This window comes from Leeuwenhoekiella nanhaiensis (genome assembly GCF_002744755.1).
In the GTDB taxonomy this organism is placed as follows: Bacteria; Bacteroidota; Bacteroidia; order Flavobacteriales; family Flavobacteriaceae; genus Leeuwenhoekiella; species Leeuwenhoekiella nanhaiensis.
This window is the reverse complement of record NZ_KZ319288.1, coordinates 643091-658944: the sequence shown is the minus strand read 5'-3', so window position 1 is coordinate 658944 and position 15854 is coordinate 643091. Positions and strand designations below refer to the sequence as shown.

At 45.7% G+C, this 15854-nt stretch carries 8 protein-coding genes; all 8 read left to right on the top strand.

Going from position 1 to position 15854, the window contains the following annotated elements; all coding sequences use genetic code 11:
* From CJ305_RS06555 to CJ305_RS06520, 8 genes are read left to right on the top strand one after another with little or no spacing between them, the layout of a single operon-like run.
* Positions 1–1362 (top strand): glycoside hydrolase family 43 protein, encoded by a 1362-nt coding sequence (locus CJ305_RS06555; protein ID WP_099645437.1) that lies wholly within the window; start codon positions 1–3, stop codon positions 1360–1362.
* Positions 1363–1375: 13 nt separating this feature from the next.
* Positions 1376–3820, top strand: coding sequence for a glycoside hydrolase family 95 protein (locus CJ305_RS06550; RefSeq protein ID WP_099645436.1), 2445 nt, complete (start codon positions 1376–1378; stop codon positions 3818–3820).
* Positions 3821–3824: 4 nt separating this feature from the next.
* Complete coding sequence (locus tag CJ305_RS06545) at positions 3825–6239, top strand: glycoside hydrolase family 127 protein (protein ID WP_223248808.1); 2415 nt, start codon at positions 3825–3827, stop codon at positions 6237–6239.
* A gap of 43 nt (positions 6240–6282) precedes the next feature.
* Positions 6283–8892 carry a xylan 1,4-beta-xylosidase gene (gene xyl3A, locus CJ305_RS06540; RefSeq protein ID WP_099645435.1) on the top strand — a complete coding sequence of 870 codons (2610 nt, stop codon included), beginning with the start codon at positions 6283–6285 and terminating at the stop codon, positions 8890–8892.
* Positions 8889–9992 (top strand): alpha/beta hydrolase-fold protein, encoded by a 1104-nt coding sequence (locus tag CJ305_RS06535; RefSeq protein WP_099645434.1) that lies wholly within the window; start codon positions 8889–8891, stop codon positions 9990–9992. The genes xyl3A and CJ305_RS06535 overlap by 4 nt, the downstream gene beginning before the upstream one ends.
* A gap of 3 nt (positions 9993–9995) precedes the next feature.
* Positions 9996–11132, top strand: a complete 1137-nt coding sequence (locus CJ305_RS06530; protein WP_099645433.1) for an alpha/beta hydrolase-fold protein — start codon at positions 9996–9998, stop codon at positions 11130–11132.
* 18 nt (positions 11133–11150) lie between these two features.
* Complete coding sequence (locus tag CJ305_RS06525) at positions 11151–13829, top strand: alpha/beta hydrolase-fold protein (protein ID WP_099645432.1); 2679 nt, start codon at positions 11151–11153, stop codon at positions 13827–13829.
* 12 nt (positions 13830–13841) lie between these two features.
* The gene (locus CJ305_RS06520; RefSeq protein ID WP_189319397.1) at positions 13842–15788 is read left to right on the top strand and encodes a glycoside hydrolase family 97 protein; all 1947 of its coding nucleotides are present in this window, start codon (positions 13842–13844) and stop codon (positions 15786–15788) included.
* Positions 15789–15854 lie beyond the last annotated feature (66 nt).

The following is a 15854-nucleotide window of genomic DNA, read 5'->3' as shown; positions in this document are numbered from 1 at the left end:
ATGAAGCAAAAAAATCTTTTTCAACTGTTAAGCTTACTGGCTTTTACTAGGGTTTTTGCCCAGAATCCCATTATACAGACCAATTATACTGCAGATCCTGCTCCTATGGTTTATAACGGTAAGGTCTACCTGTATACCTCACACGATGAGGACGATTCTACCTGGTTTACCATGGATGACTGGCGCCTGTATACCACCGAAGATATGGTAAACTGGACCGATCATGGTACCGTGCTGAGTTATAAGGATTTTGATTGGGCGCTACGCAATGCCTGGGCTCCGGTAGCTACAGAGCGTGATGGTAAGTTTTATATGTATGTGCCTATAACAGACCGAAATGGACAAAACGGGATAGGTGTTGCAGTGAGCGATAGTCCGTATGGCCCTTTTATAGACCCATTAGGAAAACCACTAGTTCAGGAAAGTCAGGCAGATATTGATCCTGCGGTGTTTGTTGATGATGACGGGCAGGCTTATTTGTTTTGGGGTAATCCGGTATGTTATTACGCAAAGCTTAATGAAGATATGATCACGCTGGGAAGCGAAATTCAGCAAATACCCAATACCATCGAAGCATTTGGGAAGCGGGAAGGGGAACCCAATGAAAGACGTCCCACAACCTATGAAGAAGGTCCCTGGGTGTATAAACGCGACGGACTCTACTATCTCTTTTTTGCCGCAGGGCCATTACCAGAGCACCTGGGCTATTCTACCAGCAAAAACATAACCGGACCGTATACCTACCAGGGCAAAGTGATGCCCAGACAGGGCGGGGCATTTACAAACCATCCGGGAGTGATAGATTATAAAGGGAAAACCTATCTGTTCTATCACAATGCGGCACTTCCCGGAGGTAGTGGTTTTACGCGTTCGGTGGCGGTTGAAGAGTTGAAATTTGATAAAGATGGAACCATCCCGGAGCTTCAAATGACCGATGGAATTGAGAAAAGTTTGCAGGTTTTAAATCCCTTTATCAAAACCGAAGCGGAAACCATTGCCTGGTCAGAGGGCGTCAAAGCTCACGAAAATGAGAGTGTTGGTGTTTTTGTGACCGCGATGAAGAATGATGCTTACATCAAAGTAAAGGATGTTGATTTTAGAGCAGAAGGAGCAACCCGTTTTACGGCTCGTGTGGGAACCACCCACAACAGCGATGTAAGTATGGAAGTTCACCTCGACAGCAAAGAGGGGCCGCTGGTAACTTCGTTCAAGGTGCCGATGACGGGAGGCGACGACCGCTGGGCTTTGGTTTCTCAGGAGATTGAAAAAGTAAGCGGCGTGCACGATCTCTATTTTGTTTTTAGAGGAAAAGCAGCAACTAAAATTATGTTCTTTGATTACTGGATGTTTTCAGAGAACTAAATAGAGAAAAACAATGAGGATTAAAAGTACCATAATATTGATTTTTCTGGGTATTTCCGCTTTTGCCCAACAGCCCGATATGACGCTGCGTTATGATGAGCCGGCTAAACTTTGGGTGGAGGCGCTTCCGGTTGGGAACGGCCGTCTGGGAGCCATGATTTATGGCGATCCGAATCACGAGATTCTTCAGTTGAATGAAAATACACTCTGGGCCGGGCAGCCACATCGAAATGACAATCCAAATGCTAAAGAAGCCCTGCCGCAGGTACGCCAACTTATTTTTGATGGGAAATACGCTGAAGCTCAGGATTTGGTCAATCAAAAATTCTTTAGCGGTAAAAGCGGAATGCCGTATCAAACGCTCGGGAAACTTCATTTGGACTTTAAAAATACAGGAGCAGTGTCCGATTATGAGCGCACCTTAGACCTGGAAACGGCTGTGGCGACCACGCAATGGTCTCGAGATGGTGTCGCTTATAAGATGGAAGTTTTTTCTTCTTTCCCCGATCAGGTTATTGTGGTTCAACTTACCGCAAGTGAACAAGGAAAACTCAATTTTACAGCTTCTTTAACCAGGGAAGAGCGAGCCACTTCTTTTGTTGATGATGAACATATACTTCGTTTACAGGGAACTTCGAGCGATCACGAGGGTGTTGCAGGTGCCGTGAAATTTGAAGCTCAGGTAAAAGCAAAAACCAGCGGCGGAAGCCTTTCGCAAAGTGAAAACAAACTGGAAATTTCCAACGCAGATGCTGCCACTTTATACATCTCAATGGCTACCAATTTTAAAAGCTATAACGATATCGGCGGGGATGCCGAAGCTAAAGCGATGTCTTTTTTAGACGCCGCTTCTCAACAGGAATTTGAAGATTTAAAGCGTGCACATATAGCAGATTATCAATCCTATTTCAATCGGGTTCAATTCAGTCTGGGCGAAATCACTTCCAACTCGGAAACCACCGATGCCCGCGTTGCTAATTTTAAAGACGGAACCGATCTGACCCTGGTGCCTTTGTATTTTCAGTTTGGGCGGTATCTGCTCATTTCGTCTTCGCGCCCCGGCGGCCAACCGGCCAATTTACAGGGTATTTGGGCAAATGACTTAAAACCGGTCTGGGACAGTAAATACACCATAAACATCAATACCGAAATGAATTACTGGCCTTCTGAAAGTACCAATCTTTCAGAACTGCACGAGCCCTTGATTCAAATGATACGCGAATTGTCTGAAACCGGAAAACAAACCGCCAGCGACATGTACGGAGCTTCAGGCTGGGTTGCACATCACAATACCGATATCTGGCGCATTACCGGTCCGGTAGACGGGTCCTTCTGGGGAATGTGGCCTATGGGCGGCGCCTGGCTTTCGCAGCATTTGTTTGATAAGTATGAATACACCGGCGATACGCAATTTTTAGATTCAGTTTACTCAATTCTGGAAGGTTCAGCACGCTTTTTACAGGATTTTCTGGTAGAAGAGCCCGAGCATAACTGGTTGGTGATCGTGCCTTCTATTTCACCTGAAAATGCGCCGTACAGCGATCATCCTGAATCGGTGACTGCGGGAGCAACGATGGACAATCAACTGGTTTTTGATGTATTTACCAAAACCCTGAGAGCTGCAAAAATTCTAAATAAAGAAAGCGAACTTTTAGCGCAGATTGAAGCGAGTCTTAAGCGTTTGCCGCCAATGCAAATCGGCAAATGGGGACAATTACAGGAGTGGATGTACGACTGGGATAATCCAGAAGATAATCATCGACATGTATCGCATTTATACGGCCTGTATCCTTCCAATCAAATTTCACCCTATCGCACCCCTGAGCTTTTTGAGGCGGCTAAAACGTCTTTGGTAGCACGTGGTGATGAGTCTACCGGTTGGTCTATGGGCTGGAAGGTAAACCTTTGGGCACGCCTGCTCGACGGCAATCACGCGTATAAACTGATTCAGGATCAGCTCACACCATCCATTCAGCCTGATGGCAAGCAACGCGGAGGTACCTATCCCAATTTATTCGATGCGCACCCACCCTTTCAGATTGATGGGAATTTTGGCTGCACGGCCGGGATTGCTGAAATGCTGCTGCAAAGTCACGATGGGGCCATTCATATTTTACCGGCCTTACCCGATGCCTGGAGCAAAGGCTCGATAAGCGGTCTTAAAACCCGTGGTGGTTTTCAGGTAGATCTGGAATGGGAAAATAATAAAGTGAAAACAATCAAAATTACTTCAGAATTGGGAGGTGTGTGTCGTGTTCGTTCGTATGAACCTTTAAAAGGCGAAGGTTTATCAGAAATTAATGGAGAAGTTGAAAATCAATTTTTCCAAACACCTGAAATCCCTGAACCCCTGATTGCAAATCCGCAGGAATTGACAAAGCCGGAACTCAAACCTGTTTTTGAATACGAATTGAATACGCAACCCGGTAAAACGTATACGCTAACGCTAGAACAGTAAAGAGATGAGCACTTTAAAGTTAACCAGAGGACTACTTTTTTTCAGTATGGTATGCTGCCTGATGTTGCCTGGCTCAGGTTTAGAGGCTTTGGCACAAAGTAAATTGTACTCCAATCAATTTGATCTGGATGAGGTAGCGCTATTGGAAGGCCCTATGAAGGATGGACGTGATCTCAATATTGAGGTCTTATTACAGTATGATGTGGATAGATTGTTGGCACCGTTTAGAATTCAGGCAGGATTAGAACCTAAATCGGATCCGTATGCAAACTGGGCCGGTCTTGATGGTCATGTGGGCGGACATTACCTCTCAGCTATGGCGATGAATTATGCTGCGACCGGTAACTCAGAATGTAAAAGCAGAATGGATTATATGATTGCCGAGCTGGATACCATTCAACAGGCGAATGCAGTTAATAATCCTAACTGGGGTGTGGGTTATTTAGGAGGAATGCCCGGTAGTGAAAAAGTATGGACAAACCTCAAAAAAGGAGATCTTTCAGCCTATAAGCAGACGTGGGCACCCTGGTACAATCTGCATAAAATGTATGCTGGTTTACGCGATGCCTGGTTGTATGCCGATGATGACCTTGCCAAAAAGCTTTTTCTCAACTATTGCGATTGGGGAATAGCGATCACCGCTGACCTTGATGCAGCCCAAATGGAAAAAATGCTTGATGAAGAACACGGCGGAATGAATGAGGTTTATGCGGATGCTTTTGAGATTAGCAAGGATCCTAAATATCTGGAAGCCGCAAAACGCTTTTCGCATAAAAGATTACTCAATCCGCTTGCGGAAAGGGAAGACATTTTAGATAATATGCACGCCAATACCCAGATCCCCAAGTTTGTAGGTTTTGCGCGTATAGCCGAGTTAGCAGAGGCTGAAGAATATGAAGATGCGAGTGAGTTTTTCTGGCAAACAGTAGTAGAAAACAGAACTTTGGCTTTCGGCGGTAACAGCCGCAGGGAGCATTTTCCCAGTAAAGCTTCGAGCATTGATTATGTTAACGTGATTGACGGGCCGGAAACCTGCAACTCCTATAATATGCTCAAGCTAACCGAAGATTTATTTCGTATGGATCCTCAGGCAAAATATGCGGAGTATTACGAGCGAACGCTCTTCAATCACATCCGCTCATCACAGCATCCGGAACATGGTGGCTACGTGTATTTTACGTCTACCCGTCCCAGACATTACCGCGTATATTCGGCGCCCAATGAGGCTATGTGGTGTTGCGTAGGTACCGGGATGGAAAACCACGGAAAATACAATCAGTTTATCTATACCCACAGCGATAACGCCTTGTACGTAAACCTATTTATTGCTTCAGAAGTAAACTGGAGCGAAAAAGGGATTACTTTAAGACAAACCACAGGCTTTCCGGAAGAAGAGCAAACAAAACTTGAAATTACAAAAGGACAGGCTTCATTTGACTTGAAATTGCGTTATCCGTCCTGGGCAAAAGCGAATAGTTTTAGCATTACTGTAAATGGAAAACCGGTTGAGGTTACTGCAGAAAAAGGCTCTTATGTTTCCATTAGCCGTGATTGGAAGGAAGGCGATGTTGTTTTAGTACAATTTCCTATGGAAAATACTGTTGTAGCGATGCCGAATGTGCCCGAATATCAGGCTTTTATGCACGGCCCCATTTTGTTAAGTGCTAAAACAGGTACTGAGGATTTAGGCGGTTTGATAGCAGGAGACGGCCGCTGGGGACAATACCCATCAGGGAAATTTCTTCCTGTTGATCAGGCGCCTATCCTTATAACTGAAGATCTTTCGGTCCTGGCGAATCAATTAAAGCCGGTTGCAAACAAACCTTTGCATTTTACATTAGATACCAGAGTTTTAAATAGCGACAAGACTCTTGAGCTAGAGCCTTTTGCGAATATTCACGATGCGCGGTATATGACGTACTGGCTTTCGCTTACGCCTGAAGGCTACACCAGTTATACCGATTCATTAGCCGCAATCGAGAAGCAAAAACTGGAAATCGAAAACCGTACGCTCGACTATGTGGCAACCGGCGAGCAACAGCCGGAAACCGATCACAACATGCAGGAAGAAAAATCCAGAAGCGGTAACGCAAACGAAGATTTCTTTAGAGAAGCCCCTGCAGAAGGCTATTTCAGTTATGAGTTGGCCACTAAGTCTAAAAAAGAGTTGACTTTGATGGTGCGTTATTGGGGAGCAGAATGGGGTGGTCGCAAGTTTGATATTCATATTGATGATCAGAAACTGGTGACCGAAGACAATACCAAACGCTGGGAGCAATCCCTGTTTAAAGATGTGGAATACGATATTCCCAATGCTTTGATTGAAGGCAAAGAGCAGATTCGGGTAAAGTTTCAGGCATTGCCCTACAATACTGCCGGAGCGGTTTACAGTATACGGCTTTTAGAACCTGAAAATTAATTCAGGCTTTGGCTTATTTATAACGAAATGCAAAAGTTTTAAAATGAAAATACATAGAATTCTTTTTATCCATTTACTGCTAACCGCGGGGGTATATGCCCAGGATTATCCCTATCAAAACCCTGCACTTTCGCCTGAAGAACGTGCTGAAGATTTGGTAAGCAGGCTCACGATTGAAGAAAAAGCAACCTTGATGTGTGACGTTTCTGACGCGATTCCACGTCTGGGTATCAAGAAATTCAACTGGTGGAGTGAGGCGCTGCATGGTTTTGCAAATACCAATGATGTTACCGTATTTCCGGAACCGGTAGGGATGGCGGCTTCTTTTGATGATGAGCTTGTCTACAAAATTTTTGACGCTACCTCTGATGAGGTTCGTGCCAAATACCATCAGGCGATGCGCAATGGCGAGGAAAACAAGCGGTTTATGAGCCTTTCGGTATGGACACCTAATGTGAATATTTTCCGTGACCCGCGTTGGGGGCGTGGACAGGAAACTTATGGTGAAGACCCATACCTGACTTCACGAATGGGTGTACAGGTCGTCAAAGGACTTCAGGGCCCTGAAGATGCCAAATACCGAAAATTACTGGCCTGCGCCAAGCACTACGCGGTACATTCCGGCCCCGAGTGGAGTCGCCACGAACTCAACCTAAACAGCATTTCACAGCGGGATTTATGGGAAACCTATTTGCCTGCGTTTAAGTCTCTGGTACAGGATGCCGATGTGCGTCAGGTGATGTGCGCTTATCAGCGACTGGATGACGAGCCCTGTTGCGGTAGTGACCGTCTTTTGCAACAAATCCTTCGCGATCAGTGGGGCTTTGAGCATCTGGTGGTATCTGATTGTGGGGCTATTCAGGATTTTTTCACCTCGCATAATGTTTCTTCTGATGCGGTTCACGCTGCCGCGAAAGGGGTACGTGCCGGGACAGATGTAGAATGCCAATGGAACAACCACAATTACAAACTCCTGCCGGAAGCCGTAAAACGCGGTCTGGTGCAGGAAGAAGAAATAGACATCCGCGTTAAGCGGGTGCTCAAAGGCCGTTTTGAGTTGGGCGAAATGGATCCCGATTCCATCGTGCCCTGGGCGCAGATTCCGGTTTCGGTGATCAATAGCGAAAAGCACCGCCAGCTCGCACTGGAGATGGCCCGGAAGTCCATGACCTTACTTCAGAATAAAAACAAGGTTCTTCCGCTTAATAAGACGCTAGATAAAATCGCGGTGCTGGGGCCTAACGCCGATGATGAGCCCATGCTTTGGGGAAATTACAACGGTACTCCCGTGCGCACCATTACTATCCTGGACGGAATAAAATCTAAAGTAGACGAGGAGCGCATCGTGTACGATCAGGCTTGTGACCTGGTGGAAGATAAGGTAACTGAAAGTTATTTTTCAAAAATTGGTATTGATGGCAAAAAGGGCTTCAAAGCGACCTATTGGAATACGCCCGATTACAGCGGACCGGTCATTGCTGAAACGTATATCACCAATCCGCTTAAACTCACCACTGCAGGGCAGCACGAGTTTGCTTCAGGCGTAAATCTGGAAGGTTTTTCAGCCAGTTACGTAACCGATTATACAGCAGATAAAGACGAGGAACTCGCGTTTAAATTTGGTGCTACCGGGCATTTTGAACTGTTCGTAAACGGAAAATCATTAAGACAAACCAACAACTGGCGAACGCTTCCTTCAACACTTCCATTTCCCGTAGAAAAAGGAAAAACCTATAACATTGAAATCAAGTACGCCCAATTGAACAACTGGGAGGCCAACTTGGAGTTCAATTTTGGGAAAGAAATCCCGGTAGACTTTACCGGTCTGATTGCTAAATTAGAGGGTATTGAAACGGTAATTTTCGTAGGCGGACTCTCCACCTTACTGGAAGGGGAGGAGATGCCGGTAAATTATCCCGGCTTTAAAGGCGGTGACCGCACCGATATCGAACTTCCTGCTGTGCAGCGCAACTGTCTGAAGGCTTTAAAAGATGCAGGGAAAACCGTGATTTTTGTAAACAACTCGGGTTCTGCCATTGGTTTGGTACCCGAGACTCAGACTTGTGACGCTATTCTTCAATCCTGGTACGGCGGTGAATCGGGCGGACAGGCCGTGGCCGATGTACTTTTTGGAGATTACAATCCTTCGGGAAAATTGCCCATAACTTTTTACCGGGATACGACCCAGCTTGCAGATTTTGAAGATTATGCTATGGATGGCCGTACGTATCGGTATATGAAGGAAGACCCGCTATTTAAATTTGGTTTCGGCTTAAGTTATACCACGTTTGACATAGGCGAAGCTTCTGTTCCAAAAACGGAAATCGCAAAAGGGCAGCCTTTGCAATTTACTGTTCCGGTTAAAAATACAGGGGATCGCAGCGGCACCGAAATCCTTCAGATATACCTAAGAAAAACCGATGATGCCGATGGGCCCATTAAAACCCTTAAACAGTTTAAACGAGTCAAACTTAAACCGGGAGAACAACAACAGATCACAATCGAAATAGCACCGGAATCGTTTCAGTTTTACAGTGAAGAAAAGCTTGAAATGGCAGCCGAACCCGGAAAATACCAGATCTTTTATGGCAACAGCTCTGATGAGGCCGACTTAAAAACATTCTCCATAAACCTTAAACAACTGCAATCATGAAAAAACTTGCTGTATTCGTGCTATGCCTGAATTTCTTATGGTCTTTTGGGCAGGAAGGTGTTAAAGACGACTTTAAGCCATCTACACTCAACCAACCCGGTCAGGAATACCCGATGGTCAACTCGCAGGGCTATGTGCGTTTTAAAATTAAAGCTCCCGCTGCTGACAGCGTTTCGGTAAGTCTGGGTCTGGGAGGCCGTGGCGGTACCAAACTCACTAAAAATGAAGAAGGTTTCTGGACCGGCACTACCGAAGGTCCTATGGATGAAGGCTTTCATTATTACCATCTCACCGTCGATGGCGGTACATTTAACGATCCCGGAGCAAAAAACTACTACGGCTCGGTGCGCTGGGAAAGTGGAATCGAGATTCCCGCTCACGATGAAGAATTTTACGCGTTGAAAGATGTGCCCCATGGTGCGGTACAACAGATCTTGTTTCCGTCACCCAGCACCAAGACTTCGCGTCGCGCTTTTGTGTACACTCCGCCGGGTTATCACTTAAATTCCGATAAGGAATATCCGGTATTGTATCTGCAACACGGTTGGGGCGAGGATGAAACCGCCTGGATGAATCAGGGGCGTGCCAATTTAATTATGGACAATTTGATTGCAGAAGGCAAAATCGAGCCTTTTATCATTGTGAATACTTACGGAATGACCAACGAAATCAAATGGGGTGGTATTCGCGATTTTGATATCAAATACTTTCAGACCGTTCTTACCGAAGAATTGATTCCTTATGTGGACTCACACTTCCGTACACTCGACAATCCTGAAAACCGCGCAATGGCCGGCCTTTCTATGGGTGGAATGGAAACACGAATGATTACGATGAACAAGCCCGGCCTGTTTCAGTATTACGGTCTCTTAAGCGGCGGAACGTATAGCCCGGAAGATTTAAAAGAGCACGAAGATTTGAAGCTTGTTTTTCTGAGTGCCGGAAGTAAGGAAAATCCGGACCGGGTAAAGCAGGCAGCAAAAGCTCTGAACGACGCCGGAATCAAGGCGGTTTCTTATGTTTCTGAGGGTACCGCGCACGAATTTTTAACCTGGAGACGTAGCCTGTATCAAATGGCTCCGCTTTTATTCAACGAATAACGTATGAAAACACTACAACACATTACCTGTCTTTTTTGGCTTGCCGGTCTCAGTTTAGTTCAGGCTCAGGAATACAAACCCTCGTCGGTAAATCAGGCCGGGAAAGCCTTTCCGCAGGTGAATGCCGAAGGCCAGGTGCGCGCGCAAATTTCAGCTCCCGAAGCTACTTCGGTTAAACTTGATATTGGCGGTGTCAAATATGAAATGACCAAAGACGCAGAAGGCGTCTGGACGGGCGAGTCGGCGCCTCAGGATGTGGGCTTCCATTATTACCAGCTCAATATAGATGGTGCTTCGGTACCTGATCCCGGTACCAAATACTATTACGGAGCAGGTCGTTGGGGTAGTGGTATCGAGATTCCGGCTCCGGACGATGCTATTTTCGCCATGCGAAAAGTCCCTCACGGAAACGTTGTGGAAAACCTGTATTTCTCTGAAATTACCCAGCAGTGGAGACGCAATTTTATCTATCTCCCTCCGGGTTATACCACTTCAGATAAACGTTATCCTGTGCTCTATTTGCAGCACGGAAGCTACGAAGATGAAACCGGATGGTCTTCACAGGGTCACGCCAATCTTATTTTAGACAACCTGATCGCTGATGGAGAGGCCGAGCCGATGATTATCGTGATGGATAACGGCTACGCGTATAAGCCTGACGCACCCAAAGAAGGCAGACCCGAATCGGTTTTTGAGGAGGTAATGCTTAAAGAAATCATCCCGATGACTGATGCGGAGTTTAGAACCCTTGCAGACCGCGAGCATCGTGCCATCGCCGGACTTTCCATGGGAGCTAATCAAACGATGCGTATCATTATGAACAACCTGGATACCTTCTCGTATTACGGTGGGTTTAGCGGTACGGCAAACTTCGGTATTGAAGGCGCCATTGATGTAGATACTTTCTTAAATGGTGCCTTTAGTGATGGTGCACAGGTTGATGAGCAGCTTAACCTGTTATGGCTGGGACTGGGCACCAAAGAACCGGAACGTTTTCCGAAGACGATAAATGCCTTTGTTGATATGCTCAAGGCTCAGGAAATAACGTACACGTTTTACGAATCACCGGAAACCGCACACGAGTGGCACACCTGGAGACGCTGTTTGCATCAATTTGCTCAAAAATTATTTAAAGACTAACCGAAAACCAATTCCATTATGAAAAAACACCTTTTACTATTCGGTTTACTTATTTTGTCTTGCAGCACCGGTTGGTCGCAGGATGAAAACTTTCACATCTACCTGGCTTTCGGTCAGTCTAATATGGAAGGTCATGCTCGTTTTGAAGCCCGTGATACTGTTGTTAATGATCGCTTTAAAGTGATGCAGGCGGTAGATTGCCCCGATCTGGATCGTGAAAAAGGCAACTGGTACACCGCCAAACCGCCTCTATGCCGTTGTAAAACCGGCTTAACACCCACAGATTACTTTGGCCGCGAACTCCTTGAAAATCTACCCGAAAAGGTAAATGTTGGAGTGATCAATGTTTCGGTAGGCGGTTGTAAGATTGAATTGTTTGACAAAGACAACTTTGAATCTTACGTAGAGACTTCGCCAGACTGGCTGAAGAATATGGTGAAAGAATACGATGGCAATCCCTATGCACGCCTGGTGGAAATGGCTAAACTGGCCCAAAAAGATGGTGTTATCAAAGGTATTTTGTTGCATCAGGGAGAGTCAAATACCGGTGACAGTCTTTGGCCCCAAAAAGTAAAGGGCGTTTACGATAACCTGATCAAAGACCTGAAACTAGATCCTAAAAAGGTTCCGCTTATTGCCGGTGAACTTGTGAGTGAAGGGCAGGGTGGGGCTTGCGCCAGTATGAATCCCATCATCAGGACCTTGCCGGATGTGATACCGAATTCGTATGTGGTTTCTTCAGAAGATTGCGAGGCGATTGCCGATCATTTGCATTTTTCCGCCGCAGGCTATAGAAAACTGGGCAGACGTTACGGCGAGCAGATGCTCGAACTTTTGGGTTATCCCAAACTGGTTAAAGAAGCTCCCAAGGGTTTTGATGTGCTTCAAAGCGAGATCAAACACGGAACTATAGACACCATTCAGTATCCTTCTAAAACGGTGGAAACAAACCGGAAAGCTTTGGTATATACCCCTCCCGGTTATACAAAAAGCAAGAAATACCCGGTGCTGTATTTGCTGCACGGGATTGGCGGCGATCATTTGGAATGGCTTAAAGGCGGGCATCCTGAAGTCATTTTGGATAATTTGTATGCAAACGGCGAGGCCGAACCGATGATCGTCGTGATGCCAAACGGACGCGCGATGAAAGACGACCGTGCTGTAGGTAACATCATGGCACCTGATAAGGTGGAAGCTTTTGCCACATTTGAGCAGGATTTACTAAATGATTTAATTCCGTATATCGAGAAGAATTATCCGGTGAAAAAAGACCGGGAGCATCGTGCCATCGCCGGTTTATCTATGGGTGGCGGTCAGTCGCTTAATTTCGGTCTGGGTAATCTGGACACTTTCTCGTATGTAGGCGGATTCTCTTCGGCTCCCAATACTAAAGCTCCTGAAGTTTTGGTCCCTGACCCAAAAGCAGCTCGTGAAAAACTGAACCTGCTCTGGATTTCCTGCGGAGATGCAGACCGTCTGTTGCGCTTTAGCGAACGCACCCACGAGTACCTGGTTGAAAATGATGTGCCGCATGTTTACTATATCGAGCCGGGTGATCACAATTTTAAGGTTTGGAAAAACGGACTCTACATGTTTGCCAAACTTATTTTCAAACCGGTAGATGAATCCCTTTTTACGAAATACAGTCTGCTGGGTACGCCGGCTTCGACCAATATGAGAAATGCAAAATATCCGCAGTTGATGCCGGATGGCAGTGCGATTTTTAGGCTGAAAGCTCCCGACGCCAAACGCGTACAGCTTGATTTAGCCAAAAAATACGATATGGATAAGAATACCGAAGGCGTTTGGGAAGTGCGTACCGATTCGCTAACGGAAGGATTACACTACTACTCGTTGTTGATTGACGGGGTTGCCGTTGCAGATCCTGCCAGCAAGACGTTTTACGGCATGGGTCGAATGGCCAGCGGGATCGAGGTGCCGTTTAAAGGCGATGATTATTATGCTTTAAAAGAAGTTCCACACGGAGATATCCGAATAAAACAATACTATTCGCCGGTGCTGAACAGCTGGCGTCAGTTTTATATGTACACGCCGCCGGGCTACGAAAGCAGTGATGAAGAATACCCGGTTTTATTCATTATGCACGGTGGAGGTGAGGACGAAAGCGGCTGGGCGATGCAGGGCAAAACCAATTTGATTCTCGATAATTTAATCGCTGAAGGCAATGCAAAACCAATGATCGTAATAATGCCCGATGGTAATATGCCTGCTTCAGCTTTTACGGAGATGGGCCTGCAAATGTTTACAAACGAACTGAAAGACGGTTTAATCCCTTTCGTAGACAAGAATTACAGAATTAAAGCGGGTTCTCAAAATCGCGCTTTGGCAGGCCTGAGTATGGGCGGAATCCAAACGCTTTTTACGGGTGTTCAAAATACCGATATGTTTGATTACCTGGGCGTTTTCAGCTCCGGTTGGTTTGCAAATGACGATTCCATTTCCGGGAAGCAATATGAGTTTATGCAAGAAAACGCAGACCCGATCAATGCTAATATCAAAGAATTCTGGGTTGCGATGGGAGGACAGGAAGATATTGCTTACAACAATTGCAATGTGATGCTGCAAAAGTTTGACGATATGGGCATTGAGTACACCTATTCGGAATATCCGGGCGGTCATACCTGGCCCGTATGGCGCAACAACCTGTATACTTTTGCGCCTTTGCTGTTTAAATAAACACGGAATATTATGGTATTTAAAAGACTTTCAATAAGACAGGTTCTTCTGGCTATAATCTTGTGCATTCTTGGTCATTCCGGCTATGCTCAGCGTGTTGAATTGACCTCACCTAATGATAAAATAAAGGTGTCGCTATTCAATACCCAAGAAGACGCTAAAGGCGAGTGGTTTTTAAAGGTTTTTTACAATACTGAAATTGAACAGGTAGAGATCATCCCGCAAATAGAATTGGGATTGGTACTTGAGGATCAGGATTTCGCATCGGGTCTTTGTTTTATTAAGGCCGAAAAACCGAAGTTGATTCAGGAAAATTATACGATGGTCCTTGGAAAGTCACACAAGCGTGAAAATGAAGCGAACGAAGTACACGTACACTTTAAAAATTTACAGGGAATTAAGTTCGACCTTATCTTAAGAGCTTATAATGATGGATTGGCTTTTAGCTATGCGTTTCCTGAAAAGTCAGATAGGCAAGTTGTAACTGAAGAAAAGACTGCCTATACCATTCCCGATAGCACGGTGCGCTGGCTGCAAAAGTTCAATCCGGCCAACGAAGGCTATTACCGAAAATCAAATTATGCAGAAGCACAAAACGATTGGGCGTATCCTGCTTTATTTCACACGCCGGATACGACAGCATGGTTTTTAATTCACGAAGCCAACCTGATGCGTAATTATGCGGGCACCAAATTGAACAACACTGCAGATGCCCGTAAGTATGCCCTAAGCTTTCCGGACGACTGGAATGGCAGGGGGCAGGGAGAACGGCTTCCAAAGATAACCGGACCCTGGCAATCTCCCTGGCGGGTAATTATTATAGGAGCACTTGAAGATATCGTTGCTTCAACTCTGGTTGAAGATGTCTCAAAACCCAACGTTCTGAAAAACACAGAATGGATCAAACCAGGTCTGGTCTCATGGAATTATTGGTCAAGTAATCACGGCACTAAAGATTATCAGGTAGTAACGCGTTTTGGAGATCTGGCGGCAACTATGGGTTGGCGCTATACCCTTCTCGATTGGGAATGGGATGCGATGGGCAATGGCGGTAATCTGGAAGATGCGCTCAAATATATTCATAGTAAAGGGGTGACCCCTTTAATGTGGTACAATTCGGGAGGTGATCATACCTGGGTGGGTGCCACGCCTAAAGATCGTATGCTTACGCACAAAAATCGGGTGGCCGAGTTTTCCAAACTGAAAAAGTTGGGAGTTGCAGGGGTGAAGGTTGATTTTTTCGAAAGCGAAAAGCAGGATATGATCAATTATTATTTGGATATTTTGGAAGATGCTGCTGCCTTTGAGATGCTGGTTTATTTTCACGGAAGTCTGGTGCCCCGTGGTTGGGCGCGTACCTATCCTAATCTGATGACCTATGAAGCGGTACGCGGAGCAGAGTGGTACAACAACGTACCCGATTTTACTTTTGAAGCTCCGGTTCACAACACCATTCTTCCGTTTACCCGCAATGTGGTGGGTTCGATGGATTATACACCGGTTACGTTCACCAATTCCCAGCACCCTCATCTCACTTCTTACGGTCACGAGTTGGCTTTGGGCATTGTTTTTGAATCGGCTTTACAGCATATGGCAGACCGCCCCGATGGCTATCTGGAATTGCCCGATGCGGCTAAAGTCTTACTCAGAAACCTTCCGGCAAGTTGGGATGCGGTTCAATTGCTTTCCGGCTATCCCGGTAAGGATGTGGTTTTGGCCCGAAGAGCTCAAAATAATTGGTACATAGGAGGAATCAATGCCGAAGACCGGGAAAAAAAATACAAGCTCTCGTTTTCATTTATTCCCCAAAACGCGTCCTATCAATTAACCTTAATTAGCGATGGAGAACACGATAAAAAGTTGAAAACCGAGCATCGGGTCGTTGATGCTTCCACAGAGATAGATATTAGAATGTTGCGCCGTGGCGGATTTTCAGCCTATCTCGAAAAAGTAGATTAACAGTTCACCAAAACTTTAAAATGAAAGCCGAGTTTTAGGACCAAATCTTATCGTATAGCCCTGTTA

Coding starts and splice junctions, on each gene's coding strand:
- CJ305_RS06555 (WP_099645437.1), top strand. CDS start 1: ATGAAGCAAAAAAATCTTTTTCAACTGTTAAGCTTACTGGCTTTTACT.
- CJ305_RS06550 (WP_099645436.1), top strand. CDS start 1,376: ATGAGGATTAAAAGTACCATAATATTGATTTTTCTGGGTATTTCCGCT.
- CJ305_RS06545 (WP_223248808.1), top strand. CDS start 3,825: ATGAGCACTTTAAAGTTAACCAGAGGACTACTTTTTTTCAGTATGGTA.
- xyl3A (WP_099645435.1), top strand. CDS start 6,283: ATGAAAATACATAGAATTCTTTTTATCCATTTACTGCTAACCGCGGGG.
- CJ305_RS06535 (WP_099645434.1), top strand. CDS start 8,889: ATGAAAAAACTTGCTGTATTCGTGCTATGCCTGAATTTCTTATGGTCT.
- CJ305_RS06530 (WP_099645433.1), top strand. CDS start 9,996: ATGAAAACACTACAACACATTACCTGTCTTTTTTGGCTTGCCGGTCTC.
- CJ305_RS06525 (WP_099645432.1), top strand. CDS start 11,151: ATGAAAAAACACCTTTTACTATTCGGTTTACTTATTTTGTCTTGCAGC.
- CJ305_RS06520 (WP_189319397.1), top strand. CDS start 13,842: ATGGTATTTAAAAGACTTTCAATAAGACAGGTTCTTCTGGCTATAATC.